The 17,040-nt window shown below is 54.0% G+C and carries 13 protein-coding genes; 4 read left to right on the top strand and 9 right to left on the bottom strand.

Features of this window, described 5'->3' with window-relative positions:
• Window positions 1-2,367: 2,367 nt before the first annotated feature.
• The 9 genes from K239x_RS14040 to K239x_RS13995 form a co-directional block, all read right to left on the bottom strand.
• Window positions 2,368-2,763 carry a hypothetical protein gene (locus K239x_RS14040; RefSeq protein WP_145418707.1) on the bottom strand — a complete coding sequence of 132 codons (396 nt, stop codon included), beginning with the start codon at window positions 2,761-2,763 and terminating at the stop codon, window positions 2,368-2,370.
• A gap of 131 nt (window positions 2,764-2,894) precedes the next feature.
• Complete coding sequence (locus K239x_RS14035; RefSeq protein ID WP_145418705.1) at window positions 2,895-3,674, bottom strand: hypothetical protein; 780 nt, start codon at window positions 3,672-3,674, stop codon at window positions 2,895-2,897.
• Between the two features lie 40 nt (window positions 3,675-3,714).
• The gene (locus K239x_RS14030) at window positions 3,715-4,266 is read right to left on the bottom strand and encodes an SMI1/KNR4 family protein (protein ID WP_145418703.1); all 552 of its coding nucleotides are present in this window, start codon (window positions 4,264-4,266) and stop codon (window positions 3,715-3,717) included.
• Window positions 4,267-4,892: 626 nt separating this feature from the next.
• On the bottom strand, window positions 4,893-5,462 hold the full coding sequence (locus tag K239x_RS14025) for a hypothetical protein (RefSeq protein ID WP_145418701.1): 570 nt from the start codon (window positions 5,460-5,462) through the stop codon (window positions 4,893-4,895).
• Window positions 5,463-5,591: 129 nt separating this feature from the next.
• Window positions 5,592-5,981, bottom strand: a complete 390-nt coding sequence (locus tag K239x_RS14020; protein ID WP_145418144.1) for a hypothetical protein — start codon at window positions 5,979-5,981, stop codon at window positions 5,592-5,594.
• A 24-nt stretch (window positions 5,982-6,005) separates the two neighbouring features.
• Entirely contained in the window at window positions 6,006-6,557 is a 552-nt protein-coding gene (locus K239x_RS14015; RefSeq protein WP_145418699.1) for a hypothetical protein, read from the bottom strand.
• Window positions 6,558-7,479: 922 nt separating this feature from the next.
• The gene (locus tag K239x_RS14005; RefSeq protein WP_145418100.1) at window positions 7,480-7,818 is read right to left on the bottom strand and encodes a hypothetical protein; all 339 of its coding nucleotides are present in this window, start codon (window positions 7,816-7,818) and stop codon (window positions 7,480-7,482) included.
• A gap of 455 nt (window positions 7,819-8,273) precedes the next feature.
• Window positions 8,274-8,774 (bottom strand): RDD family protein, encoded by a 501-nt coding sequence (locus K239x_RS14000; RefSeq protein ID WP_145418696.1) that lies wholly within the window; start codon window positions 8,772-8,774, stop codon window positions 8,274-8,276.
• Between the two features lie 347 nt (window positions 8,775-9,121).
• Window positions 9,122-11,212: an FAD-dependent oxidoreductase gene (locus K239x_RS13995; protein ID WP_145418695.1), complete on the bottom strand. Its 2,091-nt coding sequence runs from the start codon at window positions 11,210-11,212 to the stop codon at window positions 9,122-9,124.
• Between the two features lie 443 nt (window positions 11,213-11,655).
• On the opposite strand from K239x_RS13995, the gene K239x_RS13990 reads away from it, so the two are divergent.
• The 4 genes from K239x_RS13990 to K239x_RS13975 all read left to right on the top strand — a co-directional run bounded on the left by K239x_RS13990 (window position 11,656) and on the right by K239x_RS13975 (window position 16,995).
• Window positions 11,656-12,342: a 3-keto-disaccharide hydrolase gene (locus K239x_RS13990; protein WP_419190036.1), complete on the top strand. Its 687-nt coding sequence runs from the start codon at window positions 11,656-11,658 to the stop codon at window positions 12,340-12,342.
• 298 nt (window positions 12,343-12,640) lie between these two features.
• Window positions 12,641-14,803, top strand: coding sequence for a flagellar hook-length control protein FliK (locus K239x_RS13985; RefSeq protein ID WP_145418693.1), 2,163 nt, complete (start codon window positions 12,641-12,643; stop codon window positions 14,801-14,803).
• A gap of 56 nt (window positions 14,804-14,859) precedes the next feature.
• Complete coding sequence (locus K239x_RS13980) at window positions 14,860-15,225, top strand: flagellar hook capping FlgD N-terminal domain-containing protein (protein WP_145418691.1); 366 nt, start codon at window positions 14,860-14,862, stop codon at window positions 15,223-15,225.
• A gap of 123 nt (window positions 15,226-15,348) precedes the next feature.
• A complete protein-coding gene (locus tag K239x_RS13975; protein WP_145418689.1) occupies window positions 15,349-16,995 on the top strand; it encodes a flagellar hook protein FlgE in 1,647 nt (548 codons plus the stop codon).
• The last annotated feature ends 45 nt before the right edge of the window (window positions 16,996-17,040 follow it).

The following is a 17,040-nucleotide window of genomic DNA, read 5'->3' as shown; positions in this document are numbered from 1 at the left end:
CGAGTCACAAGGAGTGCGCCTGAAATCATGGCGAGGATGCCCGATAAGAAAGAGAATACTGACACGTTCGCACCCGACGCGCTAACGACTGAGCCCGCTCCCATTTCACGATAGATGATGGCCCCCCCCAATCCGATTTGCCAAATCCCGAACGCGATGACCGAAATCATCGTGTATTGCAGAAGCGAAATTCGAGCGAAGGGCCACATTTCTATTTGGCAATCAGTTGGAGCGTAGTCATTGGCAGAACGTCCGTGATCACCGAGCCGGGACGGTTGATCCAAATACTAATTCGCACACGCAAGACCGGCTTCGCGTGCATCACATTGTTATGTGCCGTTTCGTTCGGCTAGCCATGGGACGTAATTCTCAGCCCAGCGAACCGTTTCCTCAAGTGAGTCTGGATGGTTAGTTGGCCAGCGTGATTTTACCACCCAGCCATCGACCGAGCTAGTTTCAAGTTCAATGCGAAATCCTTTGTCTGCATCATATTCGTGGATGTAACGGTGTATGACAACACGTTCAGTTCCATCGCCATTTTCGATTGTTTCTGCGATCTCCGAATCGGTTTCACCGCATCGCGGGCAAGCACCAAAGGTTACAACGTGCACATCTGTTTCGCCATGGTAAACGCTACCGCCCATACAGTGCGCGCCGCAAGGAGCACGGTGCATCACGGGTGCCCACCGAATCACTTCCCAGCCTCTTGGGGTGAAGCTCTCACATTCTTCCGTCAGGACAACCAGTTTGCAGACATGACACTCACCGTCACGTTTTCGACCTGTTTTGCGTCCGAATGACATATTAGTTGAGGCACATAACAGTAGACATCACCGAGATCGCGTCCTGTGGCATCCATGTCAAAAACCGCTTCATCGCGATCTTCGTGTGCATGTCATGGTTATGCGCGGTCTGTGTGTGATGCGGCAAAATGTTGGGTTGTATTGAGTGGTTGATTGTACCGGCGAGCGGAATCGAAATGCAAGTTCCGCGGATCTCCGGTGCATGATCGGCCGACGAATTGCCCTGGCATGGATGTTGTCGAAGTCGAAAACCTGTTGCCAGCCGATCACAAGCGTTCCAGTGGCATCATTTGACCGAGCAGCGGAAGCACGGTCGATGTGGCCGATATGAACGCCCATTTCGGCACGCAACGATCACAACCGAAGTCGAAACGCTGCCGCTCGCAGATCAAGCATGTCCCAACGCCAGCGCAACGACCGCGCACCAATCGACCGTCGCAACGACCGCGCAATCAATCTCCAGCAAGATCGACCGCGCACCCCATGACCGCGCAAAAAAGCGCAAAGAAAAACAAGCCATCACCAACGATCACGTCAGTGCAATTCGTCGCATAACGTTTGCCGTCACCGAGATCGCGTAGTGTGTGATCCATGTCAAAGTCCGCGTCATCGCGATCTTCGGTGCACGGCCTGGTTACGTGACGCGGCGTTGGCGAAGCGCAGGCCGATCAGCCAGTCCGATCGACGATTGGACCGTATTGTAGCCGACCGAAGTAGGACCGAGCAAGTTTGACCGCGCACCTTTTTGACCGCGCACGTCTTTTGGGCATGAACGACCGCGCATCCGTTTCGGGCACTCTCGTCCGCGCACCAATCTTGGGCATTGGCGTTTCAGAGTCGCATTGACCGCGCAACTTTTCCGGTATGAGCGACCGCGCACCAATCACGAATCCTGCCGACCGCGCAACAATCGACCGCGCAACTGAAGTGAGCTGAGAGCAACCACAACGACCAAGAGTCAGCCGTTCGATTCGATCACGTAACGTTTGCCGTCACCGAGTACGGCGGTTTGATTTTCTATTTGTAAAAACTCGATGCCGTACTTCGGTGCACGGCATGGTTCCTCGCCTTCATTGTAGCAGCAAGCGTGATGTACTACCGCCTCTGCACCTGTCGCCAACGGGAAGTGACGACCGCAAGTGCCGAAACTATCACTCGGAGTCGAGTGTCCTATCGGTGCGCCGCCCTACACGCCAGCCGATAAATGCGATCACCCAGGAAGGAAGTCCTATTGTCTGCAGGACCATCGCGGTAAGCAATCGCGATTCATTGCTGGGATCACCCGCAGGTGGATTTGGATTATTGGGAGCCGGGAGGCGGTTGAAAAGATCGAGAAATATCGGCACAACGAAGTAAAGTTGAATTGTGGTCACAACCAGCGCCGCACAAAACGCGAGATTCCGAACAAGACGCCAGCGTTTCGGATTCATAGTAGCGGTGTTGGCAGAACTAGGTACGACAAAAATCGCTCGAGGAACGGCCGCGATGACCGAGTCGCGGTAATGTGGTATCCGATTCAAAACGCCTTGCCCGCGACTTCGGTCCATCGCATGGTTCGCCGCAATTATGTTGCGACGGTCAATCCCGTATTTGCGGCAATGGCGCTCAATGCATCTGCCTGCGAGGCGTTTGCAGAGATCATATCACGCAACAAGTTGGCGGCACACTCGTCACCGAACTGAGGCGGTTTCGGCCCAGGTCGTTTACCGTCCATGTGTCGTCGCGGATTAAGCTCAACCGGGTTTGCTAGGTCAACCAGAACCTCACCGTATTGTGCACGCACAGCGAAAAAGTTGCGATTAGGCTTCTCAAGGTATCCGAAGAATATCCCGCTGGCGTTGTCGGACTGCACATCACAGTTGCCTAGCGTGCCATCATGCTTGGTGTACTGAATCGTGATCTTGTGCAGGTCGTCGAAGTTTGGAGCAAACGGTCCGAGGTAGCCAATTGAGTGAATCATTGTCAGTAAATCTACGGTTAATGATGCGAAGGGTTTAGCGATTCAGTCGGCGAACGGCGGTCGTCACCGAGGACCGCCAATGTGGTTTCCATTTGTAAACTCGTCATGCGGTCCTTCGGTGCACGACATGGTTATGCCGGATTCTTGTAGTGGTTTACGTAGTCGTTCATTTCGGGAGTCAAAGTCCAGTCATCGGTGACGAGACGAAAATGAATTTCATTCTCAATCCAGTAGCGGCGCAAAAACTCATCGATCGAAGACGCGCACGAGGCAAGATCAGTCGACGCATATTCGATTTCTGTGATTTGGTCATCCTCAATATCAACGCCTAGGTCCGTCTCCATCCAGTGATCGTAACCCCACGCAGCAGCAATTGACGATTGCCCATCTGGTTCGACGTAGAGGTACCAATGGACGCAGTCCTGAGAGTCGTCGAGAAAGCGAACAAAATATGCGCCTGGTTGACAGAGATCATGAATCGGCCTGTCAGGTAAAGTAAAATGGCATCCTGTTGGGCTGCGAAAACGCAAGACATTCTCGACGTCAAAAACAAAATCAAGAAAGTCCTGTGGCGGCGGAGCCCCAATTGCCTTCGATCTATCGACCAATTTTGATCTTGCGAAGCCTGACCATTCACGCCGCGAGCGAATTCCATCTACGGTGTGATTTGTCAGAGGTTTTCCGCTGAGTCGAATATTGGGTAGCGAAGACAACCAGTCGTGCATTGAAGTTTCGCGTTTGGGCAACGGCGGAAGATCGTCAGGCGAAAAGGATCCGTAGGTTGTGCCACATGGGCGGTAGCCAGGGATTTGAGGTGCAATCCAAAGTGGCTCGAATGGCATCACGCGACTATTCATATTGCGAGTGGCATAACGTCCGCCGTCACCGAGGACGGCCAATGTGGTTTCCATTTGTAAAGACCTTATGCCGTCCTTCGCGTGCACGGCATGGTTACCCGCCAATATCGCGTAGTTCGACGAGTCCGTCGAGTCTCAGTTGCAGGAAGTTAGCAAAACTCTGTCCAGACCATTCCATTCCGGGCTGCCAGCTGGCCCAAGTGCCAACGTTCCATTCGCCAGAGCCTATATCAGAATGTGGGTCGACAAGCAGTCGCGCTGCATCGCCCTCAAGGCTGAAGCAAAGCGATCTGACGACTGAGGTGGTCTGTTCCTCGACCCATTCCGGATCATCGACTGGACGTATGTCGTCGCTGACGATTTCGCACAGGTCTTTGTCTAGTGTGCGTAGATAGTCTACGCGTTCAATCGGGAGTATCTCATCGATAAACGTATCAACATTGCGCCAGCCATTGGTGGCTAGGTAAAACTCTCGGATCGATTGAGGTAGGATAACGCCAAGACGCGATTCGTGGTCCGCAATCTGATCAAGACTACATGGTTCGTACCCCAACCATTCGGATTCGCGGACAGCATCATCAATGTGCAAGTCGTCGGTGGCAAGAAGCACTTTGCTATATCGAGGCAAGAAGGATTCGTAATTCATCGAGCATCAAAGTCGGGTAACGTCCGCGATGACCGAGTCGCGGCAGTGAGGTTTCCATGTCAAAACGCCTTACCCGCGACTTCGGTCCATCGCATGGTTCGTCGCTCTTCCCTCGATGTTCGGAAGAGAAGCATCAAGCATCTGCGGACGCCCCTTCGCGGCGGGAATATGCGCATTCATCGCAAAGTAGTGTACCGTCTACGATCCGAGCATCAATCAGCGTGCGAATTTGATGGGGTTGTTCGTAGTTGGATACAAGGCGATTGCAGTCTGCGCATCGCCCAAAATTGGTGTCCGAATCGTTCAACCAGTCCCATGCCAGGCACTCGGTTGGGTCGACGGATGCATCGCGAGAGAACGCCGATTCCACGGCATCGCGAAGGCGTCGTGCAATCGAGTCCATTCGCGAAGAGTTGCCGGTCTCGGACGCGTCAACGTCAACTACCACGGCGGTGGAGATTACGGCCTTGTTTTCTAGCGTCATGGAACGAGTTACGAGCTTGCTGTAGATGGTGTGTTCATTGTCGACGAACGGTACCGATCACCGAGGACCGGCGGTTGAGTTTCCATTCTTAAAACGCGACGCCCGGTACTTCGGTGCATCGGATGGTTCGCCGCCTCCATCACTATTCGAAGACAACAACGGGTTCGGGACCACTGGTGATGTCGAGTTTCGTGATATTGGGTGATCCGTAATCCGTAAATCGTTGATGATGTTTATAGAAACCAAGCATTTTGACGACACGCAGACTTTGACTCGGATCATTCGTCCTCATTTCACAAAGCGCCGCATACTCCGAATCTACCGCGTAATAAAAAACCTGCGTCGTTTCACCGTTTGGTCGCGGAATCAACCAAGATCCATTCGCCGATGCAGCGGGAACATACTTGAACAACGCAAATTTTGTCATTCCAGGTCTGAGTTTATCAGCCTGCTGATCCCAGTGGTCAATCCCAAGAGGCGGATGTTCTCTAGATATTTCGGAAGCGTACACATCACGCCCCTTCTTTGATTTGGCAATGAGTTCATCGATCTCCGCTTGTGTGAGTGGCTTCGATTGAGCGTAAGTAGGCGGATCAACAAAATCTGCGCGACGTTCTATGTACCATCTAGCAGATAGTGAGACGATGGCTGCAATGAGAACACCGATCAAGATTGATCGAAGCGAGAACTGTAGCGAACGTTTCGACATCACCAATGAGTCTCAAATTGAAGCGTTGTTTCGTCGGCGAACGGTAGTGTTGACCGAGATCGCGCCTTGTGTCCTCCATTTCAAAAACCGCCTCATCGCGATCTTCGGTCCAACACATGGTTATCCGCCGATTCAATCGTCCAAGCCTGGAAATGATTCGACAGTCCAATTGAGGAGCGATTCGAGTTCCTCTGTTTCAGCATGGTAACCGACACTGTCCCACGCAGCGAGCGCAGATGCATGCGCGATGTATCGTGGGATTGTATCTGAGACCAATCCCACGACACGAATAACAGCCCATTGACCGTGAGCATTACCACTAAGCCTGAGTGCATGCTCCAAACCAGCCAACGCCGCATCAGTCCAGTCGGAAAATCCGCCATCACGAAGTTGGTTGTTCCACTCGTCGTCATCTAACGCAAGAGTGACTGCGAAATCGCGCGGCGACTCGGTACAACGAACATGGACACGAGCATACCCAATAGATTTCGGGCCATGGAAAACGCCTGTGCCGTCAGTCATGATTCAGTCGGATAACGGCGGCGATCACCGAGCACCGCCAATGTGGTTTCCATTTCTAAAATCGTCATGCGGTGCTTCGTGTGAATCGCATGGTTCTGTCATCTTAAGCGCTGCCCGGCCACGCTGCCAAGTGAGAACCAAACCTGTGGAGATTATCATCATCGGTGACAGGGAAATCAACGGATGGATCGGGAGAAGGAATGGCGTAAAAAAGAAGACGACGAACAATGCGGCAATGCCCAAATACCACGCGAGATTATGACGATCGAGAATCGCAGTATTTGCAACAATGCCAAAACAGCAGAGCATTGAGCCGATGTCGACAAACTCCGCAAAGAAATAGGGTGAGCGCAGCCTGTCCAGGTGCCCCGCATATCTGACGACGAATGCTACGGCTGCGATAGCCGAGAAATAGATTAGCGTTCGTTTTCGTCGAATACAGGATATTGCAGCCAGCAGAGACCATAATCCGACGGCGATAGCTGTATCTGCGAATTCAGGATAGAGCATCCACAACGAAAAGGTGCAAGCTGCGAAGACAGTTGCGAAAATCAGGTCGAGGATTGACGCCTTCATGGGCGATTGATTTTAGGGATCATCGACAGAACGGTCGCCATCACCGAGGACGGCCAATGTGGTTTCCATTTGTAAACGCCCCACGCCGTCCTTCGTGTGAATGGCATGGTTCTGCCTTCCCCGACGCTATCCGTCGGCACTAGGCAGTTCCCAAAGTGTACCAATCTCATCGGCAAATCTCCACCAAACACGTTCGCGTTGAAAGTGCTCCCAGTCTGCGCGACCGTGCCACGAATTCAGCCATCCTGAGATCAAATAGACTGGCTGCACGGGACGCCAATAAATCAGTTTCCGATTCGCCATACGGGAGACCACCGGCCCCAAGTCGTAGTCGAAAAATCCGCACTCACACGAGACATCAAAGAACCGTTGACAAATCGCATGGGAATGCCCCAACACAGAGACGCGATGACGCTCAGTGTTGGGCCGAGATCGTCCGTACCATTCCATTACCAGGCGAGACCAATCGGGCTGGCGTTCAGACTCCCAAAGTCTCGCGCCTGCGTCGGTTATTGAAATCTCGCGATCAGACTTTGAGTGACGATCGATAAAGTCGCTGCCAGTAGCCCAGCCACTTGCTTCAAAACGGTTAAGAGCCGCTGAAAGGTCGTTCGGCGTGAACCCATGAGATGGATAGTTGTATTGAAGCGGGAAGACATCAGGGTGAAAGTATCGGCGAGTGCCACCTCGCGTTGCAATTATGTCAAAGAGGATCAGTTCAGCATCAGTTAGTTCAGTTGCATGTGTACGTCTGAGTTGATTTTGCATTTCATAACGGGCATCCCGTTGGCAGAACGGTAGACATCACGGAGGACGGACGATTGACTTTCCACTTCAAAAAACACGCAAGCCGTTCTTCCGTGCATGTCATGGTTCTGCCTAGCGTTTGTAACTCGGGTGAAAAATCAGCGTTCTCTCCCAATCATTCCGCGCCCTCTTGCGAGACTTGGTCGTCAATGAATGATGTCTGAATTTCGTGTTTACTAACAATCTTGATCAAGAACATGTGCCAATTGGTCTTGTCAGCCTCCACAGAATGTTCGGTTCCCTCCACGGTAACGCAGACGTCGTCGCCCGGTGACACTTCGCCAAGCGAATAGTAAACCCTCGCGGGGTCGTCACCATTTTGAGCCGCCACATTTTGTGCTTGTACTGCCGAAGGATACGGAAAGCGATGATCACCGTTGACTGTAACTGTCGTATTGTTAATCAATTCGACAGATGCACCTTGCAGGTGACCGTGGTATATGGATTTGTTCATTGCTTGATGTCTATGGCAGAACCATATATTATGGGTTTTAGTATGGGGGATAAGGTAATACATTATCTGGGCTATTCGAACGGTAAATGTATACATTATGCATTCTATTAAGACGCATAATCGGGTCCCCCCATTGGAGCCAGTCTTTGAGTTTTTCGCCCTTTTTGGCGGTGTGGGCGCGCTTTCATTACTTGGCTGATCGTGGTAGGGACGACCTTGGGCCCGTTGGTTGACGCGGTCGTTTTGCTGGTTGGCGTAGATTCGCGCGACCGTTCTCACGTGAGCTTGGCTCGCGTGTTTGCAGCAGATCATCTCCGGTCCGCTACGCCTGATTCCGGCTTCCCCAGCCCCTTTGCTTTAGGCAAGCTGGAGGAGAGAGAGAGGGCAGGGGAGATTTGGGTTTACGCGGAGAGATCGTGGCTTTTCGATCCCGGTCGGAGTCCGCGAACGGATGGTTAGCCGCGTGTGTCGATGACTCGGGTGCCGGAGAGTGAGTCGTGCCAGCCTGTTGTTTTGTCGCCGAACAAGAAGGAGAACGGTTCGAAGGGGATCATTCTTGCGAGCGTGCGTCCGAAGATTTGGCCGAAGCTGGCTTTGCCACCACCGGCGTTGACGACGCGCGTACCGGTCAGCAGTTTTCCGATCGTGGCGCCGGTGGCGACTTCCATTCCGACGAAGTAGATCAGCATGATGATCAAGCCGACCAGCATTCCGAGCAACTGCAACCGTCCGGCTTCCTCGGGCGTCAACTGTCCGCCTGCGTTGGCGGCCGCGGCCATTCCAAGGACGAATCCGCCGGCCATGGACAGAATCTGAGTCATGATGTTGTCGACAAAGAAATTGATTAAACGCTTGTTCTGAGAGGCAACCGGCATGTTGTCGATCGCCAGTCCGCCGACTGAATTTCCAATGGGCTCGAACGAACTTTGAGGACTGGCATAAGGATTGTCTGACATCGATTGACTCCAACGAAAGTTTCAGTGGGACGAGTTGCGATCAGAACGACGCAGAGCATTCTCAGATGCATCAAACTGGTTTGGCGAGCATTCTAAAGCAATCGAATACCGCTCGGGGGTATCCAGGGGGCAGAAAGATCCCTTGCTGGAAAAAGAACCTGGCGCGTTGGTGTAATCGTCGCGATTTAACTTGGTTTGCAGCGATTAGTTCGCGGCGGTTGGGAGGCGGCGGGTACGAGGCGGCGCGGCAATGGACCGGTAGCGCGCTCGAAGTGCTGGGGCCCGGCAGGTCGGGGGGGCCCTAGAGGGCGGGGGAGGCGGCGTGCAGTTTTAATTTTTGACGCGGTCTATTTGACGCGGATTAACTGCACGGCGTCGACAATGACGTGGCCGTCATCGGCATTGGCGTTGCTAATTTCGATGGTGGCGGTGTTTGCGAACGGGAAGGTGCCGACGGTATGCCAGATTCCGTCGTGCGTATCTCGACTGCGTTGCTGGGGCTTTTTGCGTTGATTAACCAGTACGGTTTGGTTGTCGATTCGTACGGGGACTTTGGTCGAACGATTGCGGTTGGCGGTGTAGCTGATTCGGACTTCGTACTTGCCAGGTTTGGGAACGTCGACTGTCCAAGTCACTTTGCTAAGCGTCTGTTTATCGCCGTTGTCGTGAAGGTATTCTTCGCCGACGAACGGATGCACCGAATGACTGCTGCGCCAGAGCCCTGATTTTTTGGCATCGGAATCGTCAAGGACTTGCCCGGGAAATTTGGAGGGATCCATGCCGCCGTTCGAGACGAAGGGGCCGTCGAATTGCAGGACTTGTCGATCGGCATCGAGCTGTTTTTTGAGAACTTGATAGTCCAGATCTTGCACGGCGATGTCTTGGTCAATTGACAGGATGGCGGCGGTTGCGGCTGATTGTCCCAGGATCATGAAGACCGGCTCCATGCGGATGGAGCCAAACGCGATGTGCGACGATGAGATGCAGACGGGGACCAGCAGGTTGGTGCATTGTGATTTTTTTGGCACCAGACTGCCGTAGGAAATGCGATAAGGTCGACCGGGGTGGACTCCGATATCGCCTTCGTTTTGAACGGTCCCGTCGGGTTTGATGTACCGTTGGACGTTGTGCGAATCCATGGTGTAGGACCCCATGCCGACCGAATCAGTGACGTCGTGAACTCCCATGCAGTCGTGTTCGGTCATCACGTGGGTGCCAATCATTCGGCGTGCTTCGCGGACGTAGATCTGGTGCGGCCAGCCTCCGTTGTCTTTGAATTCGTCTTTGGGGAGGCCCCATTTTTTCATGGCTTGTTGGATTTTGGCGGGGACCGAGGGATCGTTGGCGATGAAGTACATCAGGCCTTTTTGATAAGCTTCGTGTTGGGCAATGATTTCGCGGCGGCGTTGGTAGCTGCCATCGGGATAGTCGTAGTTCATGCCGATGTTGTCGGTGCTGAACGGGCCGTGGTTGTTGGTGTCGGTTTTGCGATTTGGAATCGGGTCAAACTTTTTAAATGCATCGCGCCAGCCGGCATCGAAGACTCGTTTGAGCAATTCGTATTCTTTGGCGTCGTAACCGTCGGGCTGAGGGAATGGGAGGCGATTCTCGGCGACGTCGGTCAGGCACATTCGAAAACAGTAGGCCTGGACTCGATCGTCTCCTTCGCCGCGAACACCGGGCGGGTCGGTACTGATTAGCGGCAACACGCCGCTACTTGGGTCACCGGGGACGATGTAGGGATCGATGGGTTTGTCGAACCAGTGCTTGTGATGAAGGACGCCTACTTGGACGCCATTCCATTTCTCTTGGTAGACGTCGTTGGCTTCGCGACCGACGTGGTAGTCGACTCCGGCGGCGGCCATCAAGTCGCCTTCGTAGGTCGCGTCGATGTAGCGTTTGCCTCGGAAGGTCTTGCCGCTGAGCGTGCGGATTTGTGTGATTTGCCCGTCGACCACATCGACGCCGGTTTCTCGATCGAGCCATTCGTCACGAAACACTTGGATTTTGTGCTCAGCGATGAGGTCCTCGAAGACTTGTTCGGCCACGTGCGGTTCAAAGATCCACATCGTACGATTGTCGGCATCGATCGCAGCGGAGCCTTGGCCGCGGTTGCCGTAGTCGGATTGTTTTTGCCAAGTCCAGGCGTCGTTCTGGTCGTAGTGTTGCCAGATGCGGTGATAAAAATCGCGAGCAAGTCCGCCCACGGTTTCTTTGCGGCCGGAGTCGGTCCAGCCCAAGCCACCGCTGGAGAGTCCGCCCAAGTGGCGATCGGGTCCGACCAGAATGACGCTCCGTTTCATTTTGGCAGCTTGGACGGCCGCGATCACGCCCGCGGAGGTGTTGCCGTAGACAATCACATCGGCTTGCTGGGCATCGCTACGCTGTGGGATGCAGGCGATCAATAGCAAGGCAATCGGAATAATCAGGCGGGACATAGGTGGTGTCACTTGGGCGTGGAAAGGCGGGTGAGACAAAGGAGAGATCGCGGGGGTGGTTGTCGGAATTGGATTCCTGAAGAACCAGCCCGGAGCAGGGTTCGCCGTTTTGGGGAGCGAACATGATAACAAGCGCGACGTCGCGGATCGATGTCCGGCAGCAAATACTTTCGCGTGCGAAGGAGTACGCTAGCGGGCGAGTAGATGCTTTCGGGCGGGCTAGCACATGCTTTCGCGAAGGCTTTACGGTGTCGAGGCTGAGGATGGCCGTTTGGTCAGGACGGTTGAGCTATACTGCCATCAATGGACGTGGTGTGGGTTGATTTGTAGCGCTGTGTTCTATCGGTTTTGTGATGTTGAGGTGTGCCGGAGTGAATGCGTTTGCTGCGCAGGTGTTCAGGATGCATCGGATTTTTGTTAACCCTGTCGAGTATGAGATGACTATGACGCTGAAATTTTCTGCTGTGTTTTTTTCCATGGCAATCGGATTTGGATTGGCTTGCCCTGCTTCGGGTCAGGACGGTTGGACAGCTTTGTTTGATGGGAAATCGATCGACAAGTGGTCCGTCAAGAGCGGCTTTGCGACGTACACGGTCGAAGAGGGCGGAGTGATCATGGGCAAGACAGCGGAGGGGAGCGGCAATTCGTTTTTGTGCCCGCCCCAAGAGTACGGAGATTTTGAACTGGAGTTTGAAGTCAAAGTGGATGACGGATTGAATTCGGGGGTCCAGATTCGTTCGAAGCTCAAGAACGTCGACGGCAAGGATTCGTATGGTGGGCGATTGTTTGGGCCACAGGTTGAGATCGAATCGAGTCCCGGACAGTCCGGTTGGGTTTATGGCGAAGCGACGGGCCGAGGTTGGTTGTCTCCGGAACCGAAAATGAAAGACAAAGCGTCGAACGAACATTCGCACATGAAGAACGGCGAGTGGAATCAGTTTCGCGTTGTGGCTAAAGGGTCAACTATCAAAACGTCTATCAATGGCAATGCGGTCGCTGATTTGACGGACGAGGAGATTTTTGAGACGCATCCCAAAGGCCTGATCGGATTGCAGGTTCACGGAATCAAAAAGGGTTCCGGACCGTATGAAGTGCGTTGGCGAAATCTGAGAATCAAGCCGCTGAAGTAGGCGAGATCGTTGGCATTTGATGATTCCGGTTTGACGATGGCGGCTTGGTGGTGCTGAATCGACGTTGAGGGTGGTGCTGACGACGGATGGAGTGAATGCGGTGATTTGCTGGGGCACTTTTTGCTACCAGCAAAGCAGAATCTGCGAGGCGGTGGTCTTTAACAATTCTGAGAAAGGCATGCTGGACCGATTGAAAAAACCTTGACCCGCATTCGCTAGCGTTTGGTGCGAAATGCGGGTCCGAATTGCTTTGGCACACTAGTTGCGTACTGGTGATCTCCTTACTCGTTAGGAGAAAATGGTGCCAACCGATTTATCTATCGCTCAGTTCTTAGCTCCCGCCAAAGCGTCGTCTGTGTCGACCGATCGCGGGTCCACGGACGTTCCGATCATTCACGACGATTCATTTTCCAAGCACTTGGATGATGTCGTCGACGATGGTAGCAATGCACTGGGCTTGGGTGTAGGCGTTGGCGCCGGCTTGGACGACAACGACAGTTTGTTGGGGAACTCGGAGTCGTTCAGCGATACTGAGGGCGGTGACAGCCACGACAAGTTGCACAGTATTGATGCTGAATTGTCTGCGTCGGAAACGACTCAAACACGTGCGGCCGATCGAGTGGCTGATGGCGAATCGTTTGGGAACGCCAATCGCGTCGATCCTGGGAGCTTTGGATTCGACGCCGCAAATCAACATGGCCGTTTTGATAGGGAGGCCGCGTCACTGTTGCAACGGCAGGATGCGGAGTCTTTGCAGTCGCAAGGCACAGAGTCGTTGCAGTCGCAAGGCACAGCGTCATTGCCGTCGCAAGGCTTGGGCGCTGAAACTGTCGTGTCGACCGGAGAGTCCGGATCGGTTGCGGTGGGAGATGGTGTGAGCCCCGGAACTGCGGATGCCATCACTGGTGCCCAAAGGGCGGGACAAAAAGCGTCGTCCCCGGATTTGGCGTCGTCAAATTCGGGCGCAGTGAACGGCCAAGCGTCGCCAAACACCGATCCGATGGCTGCAAATTCCGAATCATCATCGGTGGCTGACCAAGGCAATAGGGAACGGGAGGCTGCGAGCCGCAGCACGTCAATCAACAGCACGTCAATCTCAAGCGCGCTGAGCCAAAATGAGAGCGAGTCAATTGCTGCTAGGGAGACGCTCCGAGTTGAAAGCCAGGGGAGTGAAACCAAAGTTGCTGCTGATTCAAACGCATTGGAGTCACCGCCCGCCACTGAAATCGGGCCTGCGGATCAAGCAGGCGTTGGCAACGTTGATACCGGCGGAGTGCAAAGCAACAACGTCGGCGAAGCAGAAATCGCGGAGTTGGAAACCAATTCTCGTTTCATTCGAAGCGAAAAGACAGCGTCACCGGAGAGTGATGCAGTGGCTGACGCGACGGTCGAGGCGGAGTCTGTCTCTGGAACACCCGATGAATCCATTGTTCAGGCGACGGCGGAGCACTCCAGGTCGTCGACGGCAGTTGCTGACGACCCAAGTGCTGTTTCTGTCGCATCGACCGAACAAGCAAACGGCGAATTTTCTGATTCGCAAGGTGGCATGAGCGCCGAGCATGGATCGTCGGAATCGCTGGCAGAGAATGCGGCTGGATTTGAGAGCAGTGACGACGATTCGGATGCGTTTGGACTGGACAACTCGCTGTCGCGAACCGATGGCTCAGCCGTCGGGCTTGAGACTGACGACGAAGTGCTGCCAACGAATGAATCAATAGTTGGCAACGAAGTGAACGGCAATGAAGCACCGGGCAGTGAAGCCGTCGCGGGAGACGCGGGTGCGGGAGTGCTTGGTGATTTTTCGTCCAGTTCGTCTGCGTCGTCCGCTGAGTTCCCCAGTACGGTGCCATCGGGCGGAGACACGCCCGCAACAGCCGCGCAGTCAGCCGCGCAGTCAGCCGCACAGCAAGCAAATGGCAACCAAGCGTCTGGAGAGCAAGCACTTGGTGGGCAAGGGGCCTTTGGGCAGGCGTCTGCGGGCAACGTATCGATGGATCCGACTCAGGTCGGGGCAGCTTCGTCGATTCGGACGGGCGAGATGTTTTCGGCGATTCAGTCCGCTGATGTCACGCACCAGACGTCCGCCGCGGTGGCTCACGTGATCGAGTCGTCTGACGGCGAGATGAATTCGATGTCATTTGAACTGCACCCCGCTGAACTTGGCCGTTTGGCGATCCAAATCAATCAGTCAGGTGAAACGATTGCTGCGCAGATCATCGCGTCGGAATTGATATCCAGCGAACTGCTAGCGTCACAGAAAATCGAACTTCAGGAAGCCCTGAGCAATCTTGGGTTTGAAGACGTCGACGTGGACGTGTCGCACGATGGGGGCGGCGAATTTCAAAACAACAGCGAGTCAAACGCACCGGCGTTTGCGTTTGGTGGCAACGAATCGATCAAGCGAAATGTTTCGGTGCCGAGCCAATCCACCGGCAAGAGCGGCTTGGACATCGTCGCTTAGCTCATTCAACTTTATACAACGATACAGACAGTACGAACCTCTAGGAAGGCAATCTAATGAACGGAATCAATTCACAAACGGCCACGATCGACTACTTGCAACTATTGACCGTACAGCTTCAAAACCAAGACCCTATCGACCCGGTCGATCAGGAGGGTCTGATCAATGACCTCGCCCAGTTTTCGCAGCTGGAAGGCATCGAGGGGCTGAACGGTTCGTTCGAGAAAATGCTTCAGCTTCAGGAAGCCACGCAGGGCGTCAACTTGGTCGGCAAGAACGTTCAATACCAGGATCCGATCAGCGGTGAAATGCGCAGCGGCAAGGCTTCGGAAATGTTTACTGCCGGCGACACTGTCAACTTACTAGTCGACGGAACGACTGTCGACATTTCGAACATCACCGGTGTCAGTTCGGCTACTTAAGACAAGCCGAATTGAGATCCCACTTCACGAATTTTGTCGTCGATGGCGGCACGCAGTTGAGTCCCCCAAAACCTTGCAGGCGTCCTTCGGGTCGCTTGATTATTTAATAGAGAGAGATGAACCATGAGTCGAGCATTATTCACAGGAATTACCGGTCTACGAGCACACCAGCAGCAGTTGGATGTCGTGTCGAACAACCTTGCCAACATGAACACGATTGCGTTTAAATCTCAAACGACCAAGTTCGCCGATCTGGTCTACCACCAACAAAAAGGTGGTTCGGGGAGCACGGCCAACACGGGTGGCGTGAACCCGCAAGAGATCGGCACGGGTGTGCAGATTGGCAGCATCAGTCGCAAGTTTACGCAGGGAACGCTGCAGTCGACGGGAGAAATCCTGGACTTCGCAATCCAAGGCGACGGGTTCTTTACGCTTGCCGGTCAATCGGACGAAAATATCTATACGCGAGCGGGTTCGTTCACGATCGACGGCGAAGGACGCTTGGTTGATCCGTCAACGGGGTTCTTGGTGCAGCGATTTGGCGAATTGGGCGAACCGGCCAGCGAAGGGGACATTGCTTTTCAAGTTGCAGGTGAATCGTCGATCCGAGTTCCGCTGGGCGATGCCATTCCTGGTGAAAGTACGACGCGCATGTCTTTGGCTGGAAACTTGCCCTCGACAGCTCTGCCGCCGACTCGCGAAATTTTGACTTCGTTTGAGCCGTTTCAGACGGATACAGGAGCGGCAGATGGCACGACCAGTTTGAACGATCTCGCATTTAACCAACGTGACTACGGTGCTGGCGATTTGATCGAGATCAACGGCACCAATCCCGATGGGTCGCCGTTCAGCGGAACCCTTGATGCAGAAACGGCGACGCTGGACGATTTGATCGCCGAGATCAATTCGTTGATGACCGGGGCGGTCGCGGAGCTGCAGCCAAACGGCACGGTGACGATTACGTCCGACGAATCCGGTGACGCTTTTAGCAGTCTGCTTTTGCGGGATGCGGCGGGCAACAGTGGTGCCACGGCGTTCTCCAGCAATTCGCTGGTCGTGACCACCGAAGGATCCAGCGGAGACGCTTTTGAGCTTTCTACGGAAGTGTTTGACAGTCGCGGTGAGAGCCACCGAGTGACTTATGACATCCGCAAAGAAACCGCCAATACTTGGTCCGTGCAAGCGAATGTGAACGCGAGTTCGGGTGTTATGGTGGATGATTCGGTGTTGAACCTGACGTTCAACGAAGACGGCACGTACGCATTGGCGGGCGAAAACGGCGTGGGCGACGCAAACATCGAGATTCAGTTTGATTCGTTGACCGCGTCGCAAGTGATCGAGCTGGATTTTAGCGGCATCAAGCACTTGGCGACCGAGTATTCGCTGAGCCAAGACCAGGACGGATTTCCGCCTGGTAGTCTCGTATCGGTCTCGGTCAATTCAAGTGGCGAGTTGACTGGACTGGCAACGAACGGCAAGACGCTACCGCTGGCACAGTTGGCGATCGCTAGTTTTTCCAATCAGAGTGCGTTGGATCCGTTGGGGGGAAACTTTTTTCAGCAATCCCTCAGTAGCGGAAATGCTTCGATCGGAACTGGACTTGGTGGTGGCCGAGGACAGGTCGTCGGTGGTCAGTTGGAAAGTTCCAACGTCGATATCGCGCAGGAGTTTACTCAGCTGATCGTCGCGCAACGAGGATTTTCGGCGAACGCTCGAACGGTGACCGTGGCCGAAGAGATCTTGGAAGAGCTCACCAACCTGATCCGTTAAACGTAACGGCAGCTCCAACGGGCAATCGTAACCAGGCCGGTTTGA

This window comes from Stieleria marina, assembly GCA_007741555.1.
Lineage (GTDB): Bacteria > Planctomycetota > Planctomycetia > Pirellulales > Pirellulaceae > K23-9.
This window is presented reverse-complemented; position numbering and strand designations above follow the sequence as displayed.